The organism is Aquidulcibacter sp. (assembly GCF_020253525.1).
Taxonomy (GTDB): Bacteria; Pseudomonadota; Alphaproteobacteria; order Caulobacterales; family Aquidulcibacteraceae; genus Aquidulcibacter.
This window is the reverse complement of the sequence record NZ_JADCBK010000046.1, coordinates 14,744-34,096: the sequence shown is the minus strand read 5'-3', so window position 1 is coordinate 34,096 and position 19,353 is coordinate 14,744. Positions and strand designations below refer to the sequence as shown.

Annotated in this window: 16 protein-coding genes; 7 read left to right on the top strand and 9 right to left on the bottom strand. The window is 57.7% G+C overall.

Going from position 1 to position 19,353, the window contains the following annotated elements; all coding sequences use genetic code 11:
* Positions 1-69: 69 nt before the first annotated feature.
* The 3 genes from thpR to IOB61_RS06085 are packed head-to-tail and all read right to left on the bottom strand — an operon-like array spanning position 70 to position 2,378.
* Entirely contained in the window at positions 70-612 is a 543-nt protein-coding gene (gene thpR, locus IOB61_RS06095; protein ID WP_290813699.1) for an RNA 2',3'-cyclic phosphodiesterase, read from the bottom strand.
* A 14-nt stretch (positions 613-626) separates the two neighbouring features.
* Positions 627-1,667, bottom strand: coding sequence for an aldo/keto reductase (locus tag IOB61_RS06090; protein ID WP_290813696.1), 1,041 nt, complete (start codon positions 1,665-1,667; stop codon positions 627-629).
* Between the two features lie 30 nt (positions 1,668-1,697).
* On the bottom strand, positions 1,698-2,378 hold the full coding sequence (locus tag IOB61_RS06085; RefSeq protein ID WP_290813693.1) for an arylesterase: 681 nt from the start codon (positions 2,376-2,378) through the stop codon (positions 1,698-1,700).
* 60 nt (positions 2,379-2,438) lie between these two features.
* Between IOB61_RS06085 and IOB61_RS06080 the strand changes: the two genes are divergently transcribed.
* Together IOB61_RS06080 and IOB61_RS06075 are read left to right on the top strand one after the other, a co-directional pair.
* On the top strand, positions 2,439-3,125 hold the full coding sequence (locus IOB61_RS06080) for an ABC transporter ATP-binding protein (protein WP_085341099.1): 687 nt from the start codon (positions 2,439-2,441) through the stop codon (positions 3,123-3,125).
* A complete protein-coding gene (locus tag IOB61_RS06075) occupies positions 3,122-5,656 on the top strand; it encodes an FtsX-like permease family protein (RefSeq protein WP_290813687.1) in 2,535 nt (844 codons plus the stop codon). The genes IOB61_RS06080 and IOB61_RS06075 overlap by 4 nt, the downstream gene beginning before the upstream one ends.
* A 31-nt stretch (positions 5,657-5,687) precedes the next feature.
* On the opposite strand, the gene IOB61_RS06070 is transcribed toward IOB61_RS06075, so the two are convergent.
* The 5 genes from IOB61_RS06070 to rsfS all read right to left on the bottom strand — a co-directional run bounded on the left by IOB61_RS06070 (position 5,688) and on the right by rsfS (position 10,006).
* A complete protein-coding gene (locus IOB61_RS06070; protein WP_290813684.1) occupies positions 5,688-6,398 on the bottom strand; it encodes a M48 family metallopeptidase in 711 nt (236 codons plus the stop codon).
* Between the two features lie 14 nt (positions 6,399-6,412).
* A complete protein-coding gene (locus tag IOB61_RS06065) occupies positions 6,413-7,852 on the bottom strand; it encodes a S41 family peptidase (protein WP_290813682.1) in 1,440 nt (479 codons plus the stop codon).
* Positions 7,853-7,997: 145 nt separating this feature from the next.
* The gene (locus tag IOB61_RS06060) at positions 7,998-9,194 is read right to left on the bottom strand and encodes a peptidoglycan DD-metalloendopeptidase family protein (RefSeq protein ID WP_290813679.1); all 1,197 of its coding nucleotides are present in this window, start codon (positions 9,192-9,194) and stop codon (positions 7,998-8,000) included.
* A gap of 18 nt (positions 9,195-9,212) precedes the next feature.
* Entirely contained in the window at positions 9,213-9,683 is a 471-nt protein-coding gene (locus IOB61_RS06055) for a 23S rRNA (pseudouridine(1915)-N(3))-methyltransferase RlmH (protein ID WP_290813777.1), read from the bottom strand.
* A gap of 2 nt (positions 9,684-9,685) precedes the next feature.
* Positions 9,686-10,006, bottom strand: a complete 321-nt coding sequence (rsfS, locus tag IOB61_RS06050) for a ribosome silencing factor (RefSeq protein ID WP_367272818.1) — start codon at positions 10,004-10,006, stop codon at positions 9,686-9,688.
* Between the two features lie 190 nt (positions 10,007-10,196).
* On the opposite strand from rsfS, the gene IOB61_RS06045 reads away from it, so the two are divergent.
* Together IOB61_RS06045 and IOB61_RS06040 are read left to right on the top strand one after the other, a co-directional pair.
* Positions 10,197-12,023 (top strand): HAD family hydrolase, encoded by a 1,827-nt coding sequence (locus IOB61_RS06045; RefSeq protein WP_290813676.1) that lies wholly within the window; start codon positions 10,197-10,199, stop codon positions 12,021-12,023.
* A gap of 2 nt (positions 12,024-12,025) precedes the next feature.
* The gene (locus IOB61_RS06040; RefSeq protein ID WP_290813673.1) at positions 12,026-12,772 is read left to right on the top strand and encodes a polysaccharide deacetylase family protein; all 747 of its coding nucleotides are present in this window, start codon (positions 12,026-12,028) and stop codon (positions 12,770-12,772) included.
* On the opposite strand, the gene pgi is transcribed toward IOB61_RS06040, so the two are convergent.
* A complete protein-coding gene (gene pgi / locus IOB61_RS06035) occupies positions 12,769-14,373 on the bottom strand; it encodes a glucose-6-phosphate isomerase (RefSeq protein ID WP_290813670.1) in 1,605 nt (534 codons plus the stop codon). The two genes, IOB61_RS06040 and pgi, sit on opposite strands and share 4 nt — an antisense overlap.
* 89 nt (positions 14,374-14,462) lie before the next feature.
* Here pgi and IOB61_RS06030 point away from each other — a divergent pair, with 89 nt between their 5' ends.
* The 3 genes from IOB61_RS06030 to IOB61_RS06020 all read left to right on the top strand — a co-directional run bounded on the left by IOB61_RS06030 (position 14,463) and on the right by IOB61_RS06020 (position 19,152).
* Positions 14,463-15,944 carry a DASS family sodium-coupled anion symporter gene (locus tag IOB61_RS06030; protein WP_290813667.1) on the top strand — a complete coding sequence of 494 codons (1,482 nt, stop codon included), beginning with the start codon at positions 14,463-14,465 and terminating at the stop codon, positions 15,942-15,944.
* Between the two features lie 91 nt (positions 15,945-16,035).
* Positions 16,036-17,568: a helicase HerA-like domain-containing protein gene (locus IOB61_RS06025; RefSeq protein WP_290813664.1), complete on the top strand. Its 1,533-nt coding sequence runs from the start codon at positions 16,036-16,038 to the stop codon at positions 17,566-17,568.
* Between the two features lie 144 nt (positions 17,569-17,712).
* The gene (locus IOB61_RS06020) at positions 17,713-19,152 is read left to right on the top strand and encodes an aldehyde dehydrogenase family protein (protein ID WP_290813662.1); all 1,440 of its coding nucleotides are present in this window, start codon (positions 17,713-17,715) and stop codon (positions 19,150-19,152) included.
* The last annotated feature ends 201 nt before the right edge of the window (positions 19,153-19,353 follow it).

Below are 19,353 nucleotides of genomic sequence, written 5' to 3'. Positions count from 1 at the left end.
TCGAAACGAGTCCTGCTCTAATTTTATTTGGTCGCAGGCTCCATCGTTTCTATCGAAACGAGTCCTGCTCTAGCCGATCAGTGGATATTCCGCCTCAACGCTATAAAGGTTTGAGCCCTTCTTCGAGATGTGGCTGGCATAGAGGTAAAAGCGGTCGGCGGTCCATGGCCCTGCCTTGAACAGATTATGGCGCGTTTGATAGGCGATCACCGCTTCGAGATTATGGCCATCTTGCAGATAACACGTCGTGACATGGGGGGTGTAAGCGCGGGTATCAGGGTCAAGACCGACCTGTCGACAGGCCCGTTCGCACGCCCGTTGTAAGAGGGTCAACGCCTCATTGGGGGCAACGCCCATCCAAGCAGCATGGGGTTTTGCATGGCCGAAAAAGCCAGAGCCCTGCAGCGCCACTTCAAAGGGCGCAACCCGGATATCGGCCAAAGCCAAGTCCAAGTCAGCCGCCTTGGCCTCATCCACCTCACCTACAAAGCGCAGGGTGATGTGCAAATTCTCCCGCTTGCTCCACGACGCGCGCTCGAGGCCGCTTTGGGTTTTCTGCACAGCATCGGCAATCGCGTCTGGCAAAGGCAAGGCAACAAAGAGGCGCAGCATGGGGTTGGCTGAACTTAGGGGCAGGGATTGGGGATGGTCGAATGCAAGGTCTCAACCGCGGCTTCGAGTTCTGGCGTCCAAGGCTTATCAAAGGCCTCAATCGCGTGGCTCAATTGCTCCATCGTCGTCGCCCCGATGATGACGGAAGTCATGAATTCCCGCGTCGCGCAGAATTTCAACGCCAGTTGCACCGGTGTCAGGCCATGGGCGGCGGCAAGCTCGATATAGGATTTGATCGCAGGCTCTGCCCCCGGCCCCTGATAGCGCTGACCGCGCTCAAACAAAGTCGTCCGCGCGCCGGGTGGACGCGCGCCACCCAGATATTTGCCGGTCAAATAGCCCTGCGCCAGAGGCGAATAGGCCAGAAGGCCGACATTTTCGCGCATGGAGACTTCGGCAAGGCCGGTTTCAAACGTGCGATTGACGAGATTATAGGCGTTCTGGATCGTCGCAATGCGCGGCAGGCCATTGCGCTCAGCCTCTTGAACAAAGCGCATTACGCCCCAAGCGGTTTCGTTCGACACGCCAATGTGACGGATCACGCCCTTGTCGACCCAGGGGGCCAAGGCCGCCAACACTTCCTCAAAAGAGGTGTAATCATCCTTATAATCGCGATAGCTCCAGCCGCCGAACATATTCACGCGGCGGTCGGGCCAATGGATTTGATAGAGGTCGATATAATCGGTCTGTAGGCGCTTCAGGCTCTTTTCAATCGCCTCATCAATATTGGCTTTATTGACGCGGGAGCCTTCGCCCGAGTCGCGGAACCAATTCATCGGCGAGCGGCCAGCCACTTTGGAGGCAAGGAAAATCTTGTCGCGATTGCCGCGCGCTTTCATCCAGGTGCCGATAATGCGCTCTGTCGCGCCACTGGTTTCAGGGCGCGGGGGGATGGCGTAAAGCTCTGCTGTATCAAAGAAATTGATGCCGCGCTCAAAGGCATAATCCATTTGGGCATGGCCTTCGGCTTCGGTATTTTGCTCGCCATAAGTCATGGTGCCGAGGCAAATCAGCGGGACGGACAGGCCAGTACGGCCAAGTGGTTTCATGATCATGGGTGAATTCCTTGTAGCGGCGAGCAGGGTTTAGGGGCGCTTGGGCTTAAGACCAAATGATTTTGCCACAAAGGGCACAAGGCGGGCGGCAATCCGGTCGGCACCTGCAGGATTTGGATGAATGCCGTCGGGCTGATTCAGCGCGGGGTTAAGGGCCACACCTTCCAGCACAAAGGGATCAAGCGGGATATTATGCTTGCGGGCAAGGCTGGGATAAATCCCATCAAAGCGTGCACGATAATCTGCGCCCCAGTTGCTGGGGGCCCGCATGCCAAGCAAAGCGATTTTAAGGCCACGCGCTTTTGCCCGCGTGATCATGGCATCAATATTCTTCTTGGCATCTTCCGGGCTGCGCCCTTGCAACATGTCATTGGCCCCAATGGCCAAGAGCACCGCGTCCGTCCCGCGCGGGACGGCAAAATCAAAGCGCGCCAAGGCCCCGGCCGTTGTGTCGCCCGACAGGCCCGCATTAGCGATACGCAGATCATAGCCTGCCGCCTTCAACCGAGCCTCTAAGCGGGCAGGAAAGGCTTCGCTGCGCTTGACGCCAAGCCCTGCGGTCAAGGAATCGCCAAAGGCAACAATCGTAAAGGGTCGAGGGCGGGCCGCTTTGCCGGCTTGGGCGGCAGCTTCCTTGCCCGTCAGCAGCAGTGCCGCGCTCAAGGTCACAAAGGCTCGACGGGTGGTGAAAAATGGTGGCAAGTGCAACATGACGCTTATTTAAGCCTTCGCACCCATTGCGACAGCCCCTTTCTAGATTATGTGCAGTCTATGACCCAGAATGATATTGTCCTCTCGCTTGAAAACGTAACCCTATCCCTGCCGGGTGCCGATGGCCCCGTCCACATTCTCAAAGGGATTGATGGCGAGATCCGAGCAGGCGAAATTGTCGCCATCACCGGCAGGTCAGGCTCTGGCAAGTCCAGCCTCTTGGCGGTGTCGACGGGGCTCGAGCCCGCAAGCGGCGGCTCCGTCAAGCTGTTGGGCACAGAGCTTGTGGGTCTGAGTGAAGATCAATTAGCCGCAGTGCGGCGTGGGCGAATTGGCATTGTGTTCCAAGCCTTCCACCTCCTTCCCAATATGACGGCGCTGGAAAATGTCGCGACTGCGCTTGAAACCGCCGATATTTCAACGGGTAAAGCGGCCCGCGAGGCGGCTGCTGCCGCGCTTGAAAAAGTGGGCCTCAGCCACAGGCTTAAGCATTACCCCAGCCAGCTATCGGGTGGGGAGCAACAGCGCGTCGCCGTGGCGCGTGCTACCGTGATCCAACCCAAACTGATCTTCGCCGATGAACCAACCGGCAATCTTGACCAAGCGGCAGGCCAATCGGTGCGCGATCTGTTATTTGATGCCGCCCGCAGCCAAGGCGCAGCTTTGGTCTTGGTTACTCATGAAGCAAGCCTTGCTGCCGCCTGCGACCGGATTGTGCGCTTGGAAGATGGGAAGGTTGCTTCGTGACGCGCTGGTCCTATGCGTTCAACATTGCGGTGGCAGAGCTGCGCAGCGGCATTAAGGGCTTCCGCCTGTTTCTGGTTTGTCTTGCTATTGGCGTTGCGGCCATTGCTGCCGCAGGCAGTATGGCGCAGGCCTTTCGCTCTGGCCTGGATGCCGAGCAGCGTCGCATCTTAGGTGGCGACTTTGTCTTGAACCTGCGTCAGCGCACACCAAGCCCCGAACAATTGGCCTTCTTCAATGCGCGCGGCACCACTTCGCTGGCGATTGATAGCAATACGATGGGCACATCCGGTGAGGTGCGTCGCCTCATCCAATTGCGCGCGGTCGATCAAGTCCATCCGCTGGAAGGCACTGTCACTCTTGCGCCGCAACAGAATTTACAAGAACTCTTGGTGGAGAAAAATGGTGTTTGGGGCGCGGTCGCTGAACAGGCCTTGCTCGATGCCTTTAAGCTGAACGTGGGCGATGAGATTGCTTTGCCCTATGGCAAGGTGCAGATTCGAGCGGTTCTGTTGAAAGAGCCCGACGCTCTTGGTCGTGGGTTTGCCTTTTCGCCGCGCTTGATGGTGTCGACTGCTGCCCTTAAGCCCCTCAATCTCGCCCAACCGGGCGCATTGTTTTCTTCCGCCCTTCGGGTGAAGCTTAAAGATCCAGCCACGGCACCAGCAACCAAAGCCGCCTTCGACAAGGCCTTTCCAAATGACAAGGTGTCGTTGCGCGATAAATCCCGCTCGGCAGAAGGGTTTGATCGGGCGCTGGATCGGGTGGAATTGTTTCTGTCGTGTGTGGGCTTCGCCGCCCTTCTGGCAGGCGGCTTAGGCGTCGCAGGGGCGGTGCGCGGGCATTTGCAAACCCGGCGCGGCTCAATTGCCATTCTAAAGGCCATGGGGGCTTCGGGCGGCGATGTCCGATTGGCTTATGGCCTGCAGATTTTGTGCTTGGCACTTTTGGGGGCGCTTTTGGGGGTGGTGATTGGCGGGTCGGCCCCTTTCTTGACCTCTTGGGCCTATGGCAGTGCCCTGCCCATCCCGATTGAGCTGACGCTGTTTCCAAAGCCTTTGGCGGCCGCTGCCGGGATTGGCCTGTTATGTGCCTTTGCCTTTGCTGCCCCACCTTTGGGGGCGGCCCGCGCAACGCCGCCTTCCCATCTATTGCGCGGGGGCGGTGGCGATAGCCCAACGCCTTTGGCAGAACGTATCGCGGCCATGCTGGGCCTTGTGGCGCTGGCCGGCCTGTTTGCTTTAACAAGCCCCGATCCCGTGATGGCAATCCTATTGGCGATTGGCGCAGGGCTTGGTTGGCTGGCCTTTTACGGTCTGGGCAAAGCCGCTCAAGTGCTGGCCCATCGTGCCCCCCGACCCGGCGGGGCTTGGGGATTGGGGCTTGCAGCCCTCGGCGGCCCCGGTTCCCTCGCACCAGCAGCAGCCCCTGCCTTGGGCTTGGGCCTCGCCCTTTTGGTGGCGCTGGGGCAAATCCAGTCAAACCTTGTCGCTCAAGTACGCGATACAGCCCCGGCCAAAGCCCCAAGTGTGGCCTATACCGAAATCCCCGACCTCAAAGCGCTTGAGTTTGATGCCTTGGTGAAAGCGACCGTTCCCCGCCTGAAGTCAGATGATTATGGCCGCACACCCGTCATGACGATCCGGGTCATCTCGCTCAATGGCCAAGAGATCGACGTTGAAAAAGTCAAACCTTCCGAGCGTTGGTTTGTGGAACAAGAAATTGGCTCTACTTGGCAGGCCAAGCAACCCGAAGGCGCGAAACTGACAGCTGGCACCTGGTGGCCAGAAGATTATAACGACCCGTTTGAAGCCAAAGTCAGCCTTGAGGCTGAAGCAGCCGAAGGCATTGGGGCCAAAGTTGGCGATACGATTGGCATATTGGTATCAGGCCGCGAGATTGAGGCCAAAGTTGAAAACCTCCGCAAAGTCGATTGGGGGGGCTTTGGTGCGAACTTCGCGGTCGTCTTTGCGCCGGGCGCGTTTGAAGGCGCCCAATTCCGTCACTTCGCGATTGCGCGCCTGACGCCTGCTGAAGAGGCGGCCATGACCCAAGCTTTGGCAAAGGACTTTCCAGCCGTGGGCATTGTTCGGGTGCGCGATGCTTTGGCAGCAGCAGGCGATTTGTTTGAAAGCCTCGCTATCGCCATTCAGGCGATTGCGGCGGTCGCGTTGGCTGCAGGCGCGGCTGCGGTTGCAGGGGCTTTGGCTGCGGGCAGTCGCAGACGCCTCTATGAAGCCGCAATCCTGAAAAGTCTTGGGGCCAGTCGCGCCCGGATTGTGGGGGCCATGGCGATTGAGCAAGCCTGCGCGGGCCTGATTGCGGCGCTGATCGGGGCAGGCCTTGGCCTTGGGGCGGCCTATGCGATCGTAACCCAAGTGCTGGAAGCCGATTGGATTTTGAACATCGGCCTTGTTGGCTCCATCGTCGGGGGTGCCGTGGCGGTGTTTGCACTGGCAGGGGTAGCCATTGGCTTTGCAGCCCTGGGGCGGCCGCCCTATCGCGTGCTGTCAGCGGCGGCGGAATTTGGTTGAGCAACGTTGATCCAAACGGATCAAAACGCGCTCAGCTGCCCAAGGCTTGAAGCTGGCCACCTTGGCTTTTCAGCCAGGCGCGCGCAGGTTTCCAGTCGGGCATAAGGCGGGCCACATGGGCCCAAAAGGCTGGCGAATGGTTCAACTCTAAGAGATGCGCCATCTCATGAGCCACGACATATTCGAACACTTTGGGCGGTGCCCCAATCAAGCGCCATGACAGCATGATGTCCCCGCGCGAGGTGCACGAGCCCCAGCGCGACCGCGTATCGCGCAGCGCAATTGAGGTTGGTGCCTTCCCAAGGCGTGGAGCAAAGCCGTCGGCATAATGGATAGCATCTGATTGGGCGAAGGCCTTCAAGGCTGCCGCAACCCGCGCACTGAAACGGGCAGGCGTAGCCGCAATCACCAAGCTAGGCTCAAGCCCGTCCTGATAAATCGGGGCACCGCGTCCGGGCACGCGGACCAAGCGCGTCGGCCTTCCCCGAAACACGATTTCTGCCCCTTCAACAAACGGGGCTGGTTCTGGCAAAGCATCCAGGCGCGCTTCGATCCAAGCCGCATTTTCCTGCACAAAGCCCAAGGCCTGCTTTTGTGAGACACGCAGTGGCCCGCTGACGACGAGGCGGCGCTTGATCGGGTCGACGCGCATGGTCAGGCGCTTGGCACCGCGACGACCGGTAAAACAAGCCTCAATACTGCGCCCAGATGGCAGGCTTACTTGGGCTACCCGCGCCACCATGCGACGGATCGGCCTTAATTTGGCGTAACAGGTGCCCCGGACACGGGTGCGCGTGCACCCTCTCCTGGCTTGACTTCCGCACGACGGGTGGTGACGGCTGGTGTGCGCTTGGGCAGACCTTTAGCAAGAAGCTCATAGGCACGCTTTAGCTGATAATCTTCCTTCTCATTCCAACCCACGGGCGGCATTTCGGCTGGCATATGAGGTGGCTTACGCTTCACACCGCTTTCATTATCGAGCGCGTGGGGCAGATCTTCTTCACCTTGGAATAAAGCCTTGCGCTCTTTGAGTTGTTCCTCGGTGATGCGAACGGCGCTGATTTCAATGTCAGGCTCAATACCTGCACCTTGGATGGAGCGCCCAGCGGGGGTGTAATATTTCGAGGTCGTCAGCCGCAACGCGCCATCGCGGCCACTGCGCAGGGGGATCACTGTCTGGACGGAGCCTTTGCCGAATGAGGCCATGCCGACAATGGTTGCCCGACCGCGATCTTGCAACGCGCCCGCAACGATTTCTGACGCCGAAGCCGTGCCCTCATTGATAAGAATTACCATCGGCACACCGGCCAAACGCTCACCCGGCGTGCCATAATAGCGCTGGATGTCGTCTGGGCGACGGCCCCGCGTGGAAACAACCTCACCACGATCCATAAACACATCGGTGACTTCAATGGCTTGGTCCAGCAGACCCCCACCATTATTGCGCAAGTCCAGCACAATGCCCTTCAAGCGGCCACCCAATTGGCGCTGAATATCATCAACCGCCTTATTCAAGCCTTCCGAAGTGCGCTCATTCACAAAGGTCGAGATACGGATATAGCCAAAATCGCCTTCAATCTTGCTGGTGACCGGTTTCAGCACGATGGTTTCGCGCATGACTTTGGCTACGAACGGCTCCTGACCTTCGCGTGCGACGGTAACATCAATTGAGGTTCCCACCGGCCCGCGCATCTTCTTGACGGCTTCATCAAGGGGTAAGCCGAGGATGGAAACGCCGTCCACCGCAATCAATTTATCGCCAGCCTTAATGCCCGCCCGCACAGCTGGGCTGTCATCCATAGGCGAGATGACTTTCACGGCACCATCTTCACTGGTGACTTCAATCCCGATACCGCCATACTCACCCTTGGTCGACACCTGCATATTGTTAAAGGCTTCGGCATCAAGGAAGCTCGAATGCGGGTCGAGCGATTGCAGCATGCCATCGATGGCGGCGGCCACCAATTTGTCGTCCTTGGTCGGCACAACATAATCCGTTTTCACGCGCGCCATCACATCGGCAAAAATCTCAAGCTGGCGCAGGGTGTCTTCACCTTTTGCAGCAGGCGCAGCGCTGTCAGGTCGACCACCCGCCGACCATGCAACTGCCGTTGCGCCCAAAGCGGCACCCAGTCCCAATGTTCCGGCCAAGACTGGCGCAATCCACCAGCGCTGTGTCTTTTGGGAATCTGTCATATGCAACTACTCCGAGTGGCTAAGGCCATGAGATCATCAACAAACTTGTCTTATCTATATAGTCTAATCAAAGTGGTTAAGCACCACCTACCGCAGTTGATTGCGGTGATTTAATCTACAGTCCGGCATCGGCGCGAAAGCGAAATCAGGTGCCGTTTGGCCGCTTGAGCCACAAATTGGGATTTTGTGGCGTACTTTGTTTGCGCACTTCCATGTAAAGGTCTGGGACAATGCGACTATCGGTCGCCATCTCGCCAATCGGTTCGCCAGCCAAAACTTCCTGGCCTGCTTCAACATAAATCGTCGCCATGCCTGCTAAAACAATATGATAGCCATTGCCGACATTCAAAATCATCACCCGTCCATAGGAGCGGAAGGGGCCAGCAAATTCTACCTCACCATCAAATGGGGCAACAACTTGGGCCGACCGGCGGGTGCGAATGGTAATGCCTTCAGAGCGGCCGCCACTTTCCAGCGCAGCGCCAAAGCCTTTCACAACTTGGCCATAGGCCGGATAGGTTACCGTCCCCATGGCGCGGTCAAAGCCACGCGCAAAGTCTGACCCATCCTGTTGCGCTTGAAGGTCTAGCCCCGGAACCGAGCCGCCCAAGCGGATCACCAAATCGCGCAAATCGTTGGCGCGGCGGACAATTTCTGAAATTCGCGCCCGCTCGGTGTCAGCATCACGCATGATGCGGGCCTGCACCATGCGCCTTTCCTGAATCAAAGCGCCAATCGTCTGCCGCGCAATCATCAGACGGGTGTTGCTTTCCCGATAGCTGGTGTTTTGCATCAGAATAGACTCACGCAGGCTTTGGAGGCGCGCAATATCAGCTGCAGCCTGTTTGGCGCGATCATCGAGAAGGGGCGCAATTTCACCCATCAAGATCGCCACACGGGCGGCCTCGGCGGCATTCTTGGGCCGCACAGCCAAAGCCGGTGGACGGTCTCTTTCCATCGCAATCAGGGCGATAACGACATCTTCTAGCGCATCACGATTGTTAGCAAGCTTTGCATTTAATTGCTTTTCCTGCGCCCGCATTTGGATCAAACGCACTTCTGAACGTTCTACCTCGCGCTCAAGCCGATCGCGATCTTCTGCGGCTGCAACAAGCTTCTTTCTTAAGGCTTCAGCATCGCTTGCCACGCGATTAGCATCATCAACGAGGGCCCCTACACGTTCTTCACGCCGTAAGCGCTCAGCTTCAAGGCGCTTCAGCTCTTGTTCGGCAGAGCTTTGGCCATAGACAGGCATGGCTGCACCCAGCGTCACACCCACCAGAAGGATCGCCCGAAATCTGCGCATGATTGGAGAGATAACCGGATTTGCGGCCGCGGTCATCTTGGCGTTACATGGGCCTTAAACCCGGTGATAGGGTGTGCCAGCAAGGATGGAAATGGCGCGATAAATTTGTTCGGCGGCCATGGCGCGTACAAGCTTGTGTGGCCAGGTCCAGGACCCAAAGGCCAGTTTCATGGAAGCAGCTTGGGTTAAGGCTTTGCCATGTCCATCCGGGCCACCAATGGCCAAGACAATATGGCGCTGGCCTTGATCGCGCAGGCTGGCCAAACGGTTAGCAAAGCCGACAGAACCGGGCGCTTCGCCGCGTTCATCCAGCGCGATAATGAAACTGCCCGCCTCAATCGCTGCCAAAAGGGCCGCTGCCTCCTTATCGCGGTCGGGTTCGCGCAAACGTGGGTCAATTTCGGCTAAGCGAACCGCCTTAATGCCCAAGGGCTTGCCCATGGCATCGGCACGGCCAAGCCAGTCGAGCGTCATCGCTTGTTCGGGTTCTTGTGCCTTAAGCCGCCCGATGGCAGCCAAAGTCACATTCAAGCAGCACCTGCCGCATGACGGGTTTCGCCAGTCCAAATGCGTTCAATCGCATAAAAGGCACGCACTTCTGGACGGAAGATATGGGCGACAATATCGCCAGCATCGATCAATACCCAGTCGGCATTGGGCAAGCCCTCAACCCGCGCTTTGCCAACGCCGGCATCCTTCAGCTTGCGCACAATATGGTCTGCAATCGCGGCCACATGGCGCTGCGAACGGCCAGAAGCGACGATGATGGCATCGGCGATGGAACTTTTGCCAGTTAAATCAATGCACAGCACATCTTCTGCTTGGTCGTCATCCAAAGATGTGAGGATGATGTCTTTCAGATTTGGGTTTTGAGTATCACTTAGTTCGGACGACAGGGTCTTGGCCTTTCAGAAATTTGAGGACTTCCCTAGCACAGGTGAAGTCAAATTGCATGCCCTGTTGCAGACAGCGCTGAACCAAGCTGGAAAATGGTTTTTTAAGCCCGACCTGTTAGAGAGGCTTCAAAGGGGTCTAGTAATGAAAGAGACGGTGGCGCTGGATAAAGCTCAGGCCCGCATGCGGCTGCCTGAAGCCATGGCCGATGCACGCGCCGCTACCTATGACTTGATCCAAAGCCGCAGCATGATTGTGTGGGGGGAGCATTGTTCCGAATGTGCTGCGCCCACCTGTTACACCGCGTGCAGTTTCTACACCCCGCGCCCCGATGGCCATTGCCGGCGCTTTGCCCATGGCATTGAAACCATTGAGACGGGATCAATCCACAACACGCCTTTGACTCGGATCGCGTTTCGCCGCTGGGGCAAGCTAGAGGGACGTGGTCCAGTTGGCGCGCTTCACAAAGCTGAAGCCGCTGCCCTAGAACAAGCCCAACAACCAGCCCTCGGGCTTGGTCTGGCACCTTTAGCCCGGCGAGAGGCCCGTGCACGCACGGCAAAGCACAAAACTTTGGGCCAAGGGGCTTCTGGCGCATTTGATGCCTTCCTGATCGAAGGGGCAGCCCTATCGGCCGAGACCATTTCATTCACCGTGACCTTAGTACCCGTCGACAAGACCAACCCCGCCCTATTTCAAAGACAATTCGTATTACAGGCTGACTGGACCCGGGTCTCGATCCCGGTTGCAGATATTGCGCGCACCATCGATCTTGGACAGGATTATCTGGTTCAAATCGAGCCGGTGGGCGAAGCCGAAGGTCTGGAAGTCCTGTTTGGCTTGTGTGACTTTGTAAGCTGGGCCAAGACGGTGGAAACAACTAGCCCCCCGAAACTCAGCGCCCCTGCCGCCAAAGCCAAAGTGGTGGTCTGGGACCTCGACCATACGATTTGGGACGGCATTTTGGTTGAAGATGGGCCCGAAGGCGTGGTTGTAAAGCCCGGCCTTCGCGACGTGATCTTAGGCCTTGATGCGCGCGGTATTCTTCAGTCCGTGGCCAGCAAGAATAATCATGATGAGGCAATTGCCGCCCTCGCCCATCATGGCCTACTTGAATTCATGCTCGCCCCTCAAATCAGCTGGGGCCCCAAGAGTGCAGCCTTGGCCCGCATTGCTGAGACGCTCAATCTTGGCCTCGATTCCTTCGTCTTCCTTGACGATCAGCCATTTGAGCGCGGCGAAGTGGGCGAAGCCCATCCTTATGTGACCGTATTGGCCGAAACAGAGGCGCTTACATTGTTGGATCGCCCGCAATTTGACGTGCCGGTGACGCCGGAAAGCAAAGGCCGCCGCGCGCTCTATGCCGTGGAAGCCCAGCGCGCCTTAGCCGCCGAGTCTGCGGCTGGGGATATGGACCAATTCCTGCGCCATTGCGATCTGGTTTTGACCCTCACCCCCTTGTCGCTTGAGGATTCTGAGCGGGTCTATGAATTGTCGCAGCGGACCAACCAACTCAATGTTGCTGCGACCCGCTATAGCCGCGATGATGTCGCTGCCATGGTGTCAGACGAAACTGGTGGCGAGGCTTGGACGCTGCGCTGTGCCGACCGCTTTGGCGATTATGGCCTGATCGGCTTTGCCTATGGCAACCCCAAGACGGGTCATATCCGCGACTTCTTCATGAGCTGCCGCGTGCAGCGCAAACGGGTCGAAGCGGCTTTCTTTGCGTGGCTGGCCGCGCGCTATCATACTGCCGGGGCAGAGGCGCTTTCGATCTCGTACCAGAAAGCAGCCCGAAATGGCCCTGCACGCGATCTCTTCTTAGGCCTCGGCTTTATTCTGGAAGCGGCAGACGACAGCCACGGCCAATTGCGGAAAAGCTTGCCCGCCGACTTTGAAGGCAGCGACATTGTGCGCATCCATTTGCCCCTCGTCGAACCCGTGCCTGCGCGCACCACGGAGGCTGTGTAATCATGGCGACTGGCCTTCTGACCCGGATTGAAGGAGCCATCACGCGCGCCATTCCGCTGAACCCGATCCAATCACGCCTGTCCCAAGCGGTCGCCTCGATCAGCTTTGATGACATTCCATTCTCCGCAGCCCGCGTCGGCGCACCCATTTTGGAGCGCGCCCAGATCCAGGGCACCTTCTATGTCTGTGGCGGTCATACGGGTCAAACGTTTGAAGACCGACCCCAGCATGAAAGCCATGACCTTTTGGCGCTGCATCAAGCTGGCCATGAAATCGCCTGCCACACTTATGCTCACCCCTTTGTCACCAAGCTAAATGATGCCGGGCGCGATCAGGATCGGCAAGCCAATGCCGACTTTATGCGCCAGACGCTGGGGGATGTGCGGATGACCAGCTTTGCCTATCCTTATGGCGCGGTCAGTTTGGCAGCGAAAGCCTATTATGCCCGCCACTTCTTTACCTGTCGGGGTGTCTATCGCGGCCTAAATGTGGGTCGGGTGGATTTCTCAGATCTGCGCGCCATTGGGATTGAGCGACGTCAGCACGATATTGGCCGCGTCCGCGATCTGGTCGCCGAGGCCAAAGAACGGCAGGCTTGGATCATCTTTTTCACCCATGACGTGGGACCAGACCCATCAGACTATGGCTGCACGCCGCAAAACCTTGAGGATGTGATTACGACCCTCAAGGATGCCGGGATTGAGACCCTGCCTGTAAAGGCTGCCGCCGCCAAAGTGATGTTTGGCTAAGCCCGCAAAGCGCGTATCTTCTCAATCATCGCCACACTGGATGGGTCACGACGATCACTGGGGCCATTTTGCAAATCTAAGTCGATTTCGCTGGCAATGACTTTACCCAGTTCAACGCCCCATTGGTCAAAGGAATTGACCCCCCAAAGCTTGCCTTCAACAAAGGTGCGGTGTTCGCAGAAGGCCAGATAAGCCCCAAAATTGCCGGGGCTTAGGCGGTCCATCAGCACAAAGCTGGACGGGCGATTGCCCTTGAAAACCCGGTGGGGAGCGATAGCGGCAATCTGGTCAGCACTGGCCCCTCCTGCCTGCATCGTCTGTGTCACCGACTCCAAGCTTTTGCCATGGGTCAGGGCTTCGGCCTGGGCCAAGACATTGGCCAAAGTCATGCGGGTGCGGACGGGTGCATCCTCATCATCTTGGGCGACGGCGATGAACTCAACCGGCGTGACATCCGGGCTTTGATGCAGATGTTGGAAGAAGGCATGCTGGGCATTAGTGCCTTCAGCGCCCCAAACCACCGGGCCAGAAGTTGCAACCGTGTGACCGCCCAAATCGACCGACTTGCCGTTAGATTCCATCTCCAATTGCTGCAGGAATTGCGGCAAGAGGCGCAAGCGCTTGGCATAGGGAATAACGGCGCGGCTCTTGAAATTGAGGCAGGTCCGATTCCACCACCCGATCAGGCTTGCGATGACGACGGGGTTTTCCGCCAACGGCAGCGTCTCAAACAAAGTGTCCATCGCAGCGGCCCCGGCGTGCATCTCTGCCACGACTTCTGGGCCCAGAGCGATTTCACACGACAGGCCTACCGCGGACCACAGCGAGAAGCGGCCACCCACCCATTCTTTGAAGTCAAACACGCGGTCGGGCCTAAAGCCTGCGGCTTTGGTCTTTTCAGGGGCTGCACTGATGGCAACTAGATGCGCGCTGTCGTCTGGGCCAATAGTGGCCTGCAGCCATGCCCGCGCCGCTTTGAGATTTTCCAAGGTCTCCAGCGTGGTGAAAGTCTTTGATACACACAGGATCAAGGTCTCACGCGGGTCAAGGCCAACAAGGGCTGCGGCGAGTTCGCCGGGCTCAATATTGGCGGCAAAGCGCAAAACAATGTCGCTGCCCGCCGTCGGAGCCAAGGCTTCATAGACCAAGCGCGGGCCAAGGTCTGACCCCCCAATGCCGATATGGAGGATGGATTTGAATGGCCGACCATCAGAAGCCGCAATCGACCCATCGCGAACAGCGCGCGCAAAAGCGGTTGCCGCCGCACGCCCCGCGCGCACAGCCGCGCTTATGGCTTCACCCTTGGCCATAAACTCCCGCTCTGGCTGACGCAAAGCCATGTGCATCACAGCACGATCCTCGGTCACATTGATTGCTTTCCCGGCGAAAAGATCGGATCGTGCTTGTTCTAGTCCAACTTCTTGGGCATGGAGCAAAAGGGCGTCCAAATCCGCTTGGCTGAGAAGGGCGCGGGAAAAATCAAAAGACAGGCCAGCGGCCTGAAAGTTCAAGCGCTTATGGCGCGCTTGATCAAGCAAAAGAGTTGGTAGGGAGGTAGAGGCGGCCGACTGGCCACGGGCGATCAAATCATTGTGTGTCATGGCTCACCTCTGCCAAGACCGTCCGCACTTGTCGAGACCTCAAAACCCTGACTATCAGTCATGAAGCGTGACACATTTGAGGAAACCCAATGCCGCAACCCGTCCATGAGACAGATTTTGAAGAAGGCCATGGCACTTCCGGTGTCGGTCAAAAGATCGGCTTTGTCTTAGGGCTCGTGGTCGCCGCGATCATGCTGTGGGTTGGTGCCCCCGAAGGCCTGGACCCCAAGGCTTGGAAAGCCCTCAGTCTCTTGGCCTTGATGATCATCTGGTGGGTGAGTGAGGCGATACCGGTTGCTGCGACCGCCCTTTTGCCCTTGGGCATGCTTCCGTTGTTGGGTGTCTTAAAGCCGGTTGATGCCGCAGCGCCCTATGCCGATCCGATCATCTTCTTATTCATCGGCGGCTTTATGATTGCGGCAGCCATTGAGCAATCGGGCCTGCACCGCCGTATTGCAATCCATATTCTCGCAGCAGTGGGCTCCAGCCCTGCAGCTATTGTTGGCGGCTTTATGATTGCCACGACCTTGCTGTCGATGTGGATATCGAACACCGCCACGGCTTTGATGATGACACCGATTGCCCTTGCTGTGTGCACGGCAGCAGCACCGGCTGGGCCGGAGCGGCGGAAGCTGATGGCCGCGTGTGTTTTGGGTGTGGCCTATTGCGCCTCCATCGGCGGGATCGGAACGCCTATTGGCTCGCCCACCAATCTGATTGGGGCCAAATGGCTAGAGGCCAATGGGGTGGGCCTCAGCTTTCCGGAGTGGATGGCGATTGGTGGGGCCATAATCCTTGTGATGGTGCCCTTAACGTGGGTGATCTTGACCAAAATTGCCTATCGCCTCCCCGCCCATATGGGCGATGATACCGCCCGCGACGTGATTGCGGCAGAAGCCCGCGCTTTAGGCCCGATGAGCCCGAAAGAAGCCCGTGTGATGGCGATCTTCCTAGCTGTCGCTTTGGCTTGGATCCTGCGCGAACCTTTAAGCAAATTGCCCGGTCTTCAAGGCCTGACCGACATGGTGATCGCCATTTTGGGTGCGGTTGCTTTGTTTGTTGTGCCTTCGGGCGACAAAGCCGAGCCCAATAGAGCCCTTCTCGGTTGGGATGTGGCTGAGCGCATCCCATGGGGCATCGCCATCCTGTTTGGCGGAGGCCTGTCGATGGCCGCCGCTTTAGAAGCAACCGGGCTTTCGACCTATATCGGCAGCCATATGGCGGGCATTGGCGCTTTACCCATCCTACTGGTGGTCTTAATCCTCGTAGGCGCGACGGTCTTTCTGTCAGAGCTTGCCTCTAATGTCGCAACCTTGACCGCCATGTTGCCCGTTCTGACCGCCATGGTCGCGGGATCGGGGGGCGATGCCTTTTTGATCGGGGCGTCAGCAACCTTTGCGGCAAGCTTTGGCTTCATGCTGCCGATTGCAACAGCTGCCAATGCCATCGCCTATGCAACCGGAGCCCCCAAACAGTCTGAAATGCTGCGCATTGGTTTTGCGTTGAATCTGTTTGGAGTTCTGACCATTGCTGCGGCTATTGGCCTGATTGGTCCCTTGGTGACGGGTTAAATTCCCGCCGCTACCCTTAACAAGTTTAACAGACAGCAATAAGGTGAAGTCAGGCCTTTTCTCCAGCATTTAGAAGGATTTGGTGTAACCCATGAGTGAGTCCATTCTGATCGGCGCCGGTGGCGAACCACTTACCTCCATCGAGCTTTTGTTGAAGCGGGCCAATCGTCATGGCTTGGTCGCGGGGGCGACCGGCACGGGCAAGACCGTGACGCTTCAGGTCTTGGCCGAGGGCTTTTCGCGCGCGGGCGTGCCCGTCTTTGCAGCCGACATCAAAGGCGACCTATCGGGCATGAGCCAATCGTGGGAGCCTTCAGCCCCGTTTAAAGCGCGCGCCGAACAAATTGGCCTGACTGACTATAGAAGTGAGTCGACCCCCGTCGTGTATTGGGACCTCTATGGCCAGAAGGGTCACCCCATTCGCACCACCATTTCAGAAATGGGCCCCACGCTTCTTGCCCGCCTGATGGAAGTCAGTGACGCACAAGAAGGGGCTTTGGCGGTTGCCTTCAAAATGGCCGATGAAGAAGGCCTTTTCCTGTTGGACATGAAGGACCTCAAAGCCATTCTCGACTTCATGGCTGAAAATGACAGCATGGTGTCGAAGAAATATGGCCTTGTGACGCCACAATCGATTGCCGCCCTCCAGCGCAAAATCATGCAATTGGATCAAGCCGGTGCCGATGGCTTCTTTGGTGAGCCAGCCCTTGATCTGCGCGACTTCATGCGCACCGATTTGTCCGGCAAGGGTATTGTCAATATTCTAGCCGCAGACCGTTTGGTCCAAAGCCCGACGCTCTATTCCACTTTCTTATTGTGGATGCTGTCGGAATTGTTCGAGCAATTGCCCGAAGTCGGCGATATGGACCGGCCGAAAATGGTATTCTTCTTTGACGAAGCCCATTTATTGTTCCGCGATGCGCCCAAAGCCCTGCTGAATACAATCGAACAAGTGGTGCGTCTGATCCGATCAAAGGGCGTGGGCATTTATTTCGTCACCCAGAACCCACAAGACATTCCAGAAACCGTATTGGCGCAATTGGGCAACCGGGTTCAGCACGCTTTGCGCGCCTATACCCCCAGCGAAACCAAGGCGGTACGGATTGCTGCGGAAAGCTTCCGCCCCAATCCTCGCTTTAAGACCGAAGACATGATCACGGCCTTGGGCGTGGGGGAGGCTTTGGTCTCGACGCTTGATGATAAGGGCATTCCCACCATCGTGGAGCGCACCTTTATCCGCCCGCCCTTAAGCCAAGTTGGCCCCTGCTCGCCTGAAGCGCGCGCCCGCGTGATTTCAGCCAGCCCCATCGGCCCGCGCTATGATGCCGTAATTGACCGTGAAAGTGCGTTTGAAATTCTCGAGCGGAAGGCGGCCGAACTTGAAGCCCAACAGGCGGAGATAGAAGCGCCAGAGCCAAGCCGGTCGAAACCCACACGCCAAGCGGATGAGCCAGAGGATAATGGTGGCCTTTTGGGCACGATTTTTGGCTCCACGCGTGGCCGCTCTGGCCGATCGCGTCAAAGCTTAGCTGAGACTGCGATGAAGACCATGGTGCGCCAAGCCAGTTCCACCATCGGGCGGGAATTGATGCGCGGCCTGATGGGCTCGCTACGCCGCCGCTAGGCCGTGAGCCGGCGTCTCTTTTGCGAACTGTGCAATAAAATTCATGTGTAGGTCCCTCGCCATGGCGCTTGGACCTTGGTATGAAGAAGCCGCTATGCACAAGCCCCGATCAACGGGGTTGAGAAACGCACAAGGGAGTCTGCCATGATTGAACGCAAACAATTTTATATCGACGGCGCTTGGGTTGATCCAGTCACGCCACGCGATCACCATGTCATCAATCCGGCAACGGAAGAGCCTATTGCCGTCATCTCTCTGGGCAGCGAAGCAGATGCCGTGAAGGCCATCCTTGCCGCCCGCGCTGCTTTCCCTGCGTTCTCTGAAACCAGCCATGATGAGCGCATCGCGCTGCTTGAAAAAATCATCGCGCTTTACTCGGCAAAGCTGCCTGAAATCGCCCATGCGATCAGCCAAGAAATGGGTGCACCCATGTGGCTGGCAACGGCTGCTCAAGCCCCAGCGGGCCTCGGCCAATTGATGGGGGCATTGAATGCGCTCAAAGAATTCACGTGGGAACATTCGCGTGGCAATACCCGCATTCGCTATGAAGCGATTGGCGTCTGCAGCCTGATCACCCCATGGAACTGGCCGATGAACCAAATTGGCTGCAAAGTTGGCCCCGCTTTGGCGGCTGGCTGCACCATGGTGTTGAAACCATCCGAACTTGCCCCGCTCGACGCCATGATTTTGGCCGACATCATTCATGAAGCTGGCGTGCCTAAGGGCGTGTTCAACCTCGTCAATGGCGATGGCCCAGGCGTTGGTAGCGTTTTGTCGACCCATGAAGAAGTCGATTTCGTCTCCTTCACCGGCTCTACCCGCGCAGGTATTGAGATCGCCAAGAGTGCGGCCCCAACGGTGAAACGCATTGCCCAAGAGTTGGGCGGCAAGTCCCCCAATATCGTTCTAGAAGATGCCGACATTCAAAAAGCGGTTTCGTCGGGCGTCATGCAAGTCATGACCAATTCGGGCCAGTCCTGTAATGCCCCAACCCGCATGTTTGTGCCCCGTCCAAAGCTGGATGAAGCCGTAGCCATCGCAAAGGCTACCGCTGAATCGGTTGTGGTGGCAGACCCTGCTGGCGACAAGCGCTTTGCCATGGGGCCGCTGGCCAATGGCCGCCAGTTCGAAAAGGTTCAATCCTTGATCGAAATCGGCATGAAGGAGGCAACCTTGGTCGCTGGTGGCCTTGGCCGCCCCGAAGGCTTCAACAAGGGCTATTTCGTGCGCCCAACCGTGTTTGTCAGCGAAACTAATGACACCACGATCGCACGGGAAGAAATCTTCGGCCCCGTGCTGACCATGATCCCCTATGACACCGAGGCCGACGCCATCCGCATGGCCAATGACACGGTGTATGGTCTGTCTGGCTATGTGCAGTCAGAAAACCTCGACCATGCGCGCGCTGTGGCCAAGCAAATCCGCGCGGGCATGATCCACATCAATGGTGCCAGCACCGACACCGTGGCCCCCTTTGGCGGCTATAAGCAATCGGGCAATGGCCGCGAATGGGGCGACTTCGGCCTCGAAGAATTCCTCGAAGTCAAAGCCGTCATGGGCTATGGCGCGGTCGCGGCGGAATAGGCCTTCAGTCACCGGAGAGCCCCTCTCGTGATGAGGGCACACTTAGCTATCACTTGGAAGCGGTTTGGTGCCCATTCTGGTTACCAAAACCGCTTCCTGTAGCGTGACTGGGCGATTGGTCGCGTCAAGTCCAGATTTCCTTCGGAAATCTGCCGCGCAGCGGCGCGAAGCGGACTTGACCCGGCAAATCGCCCACAAACA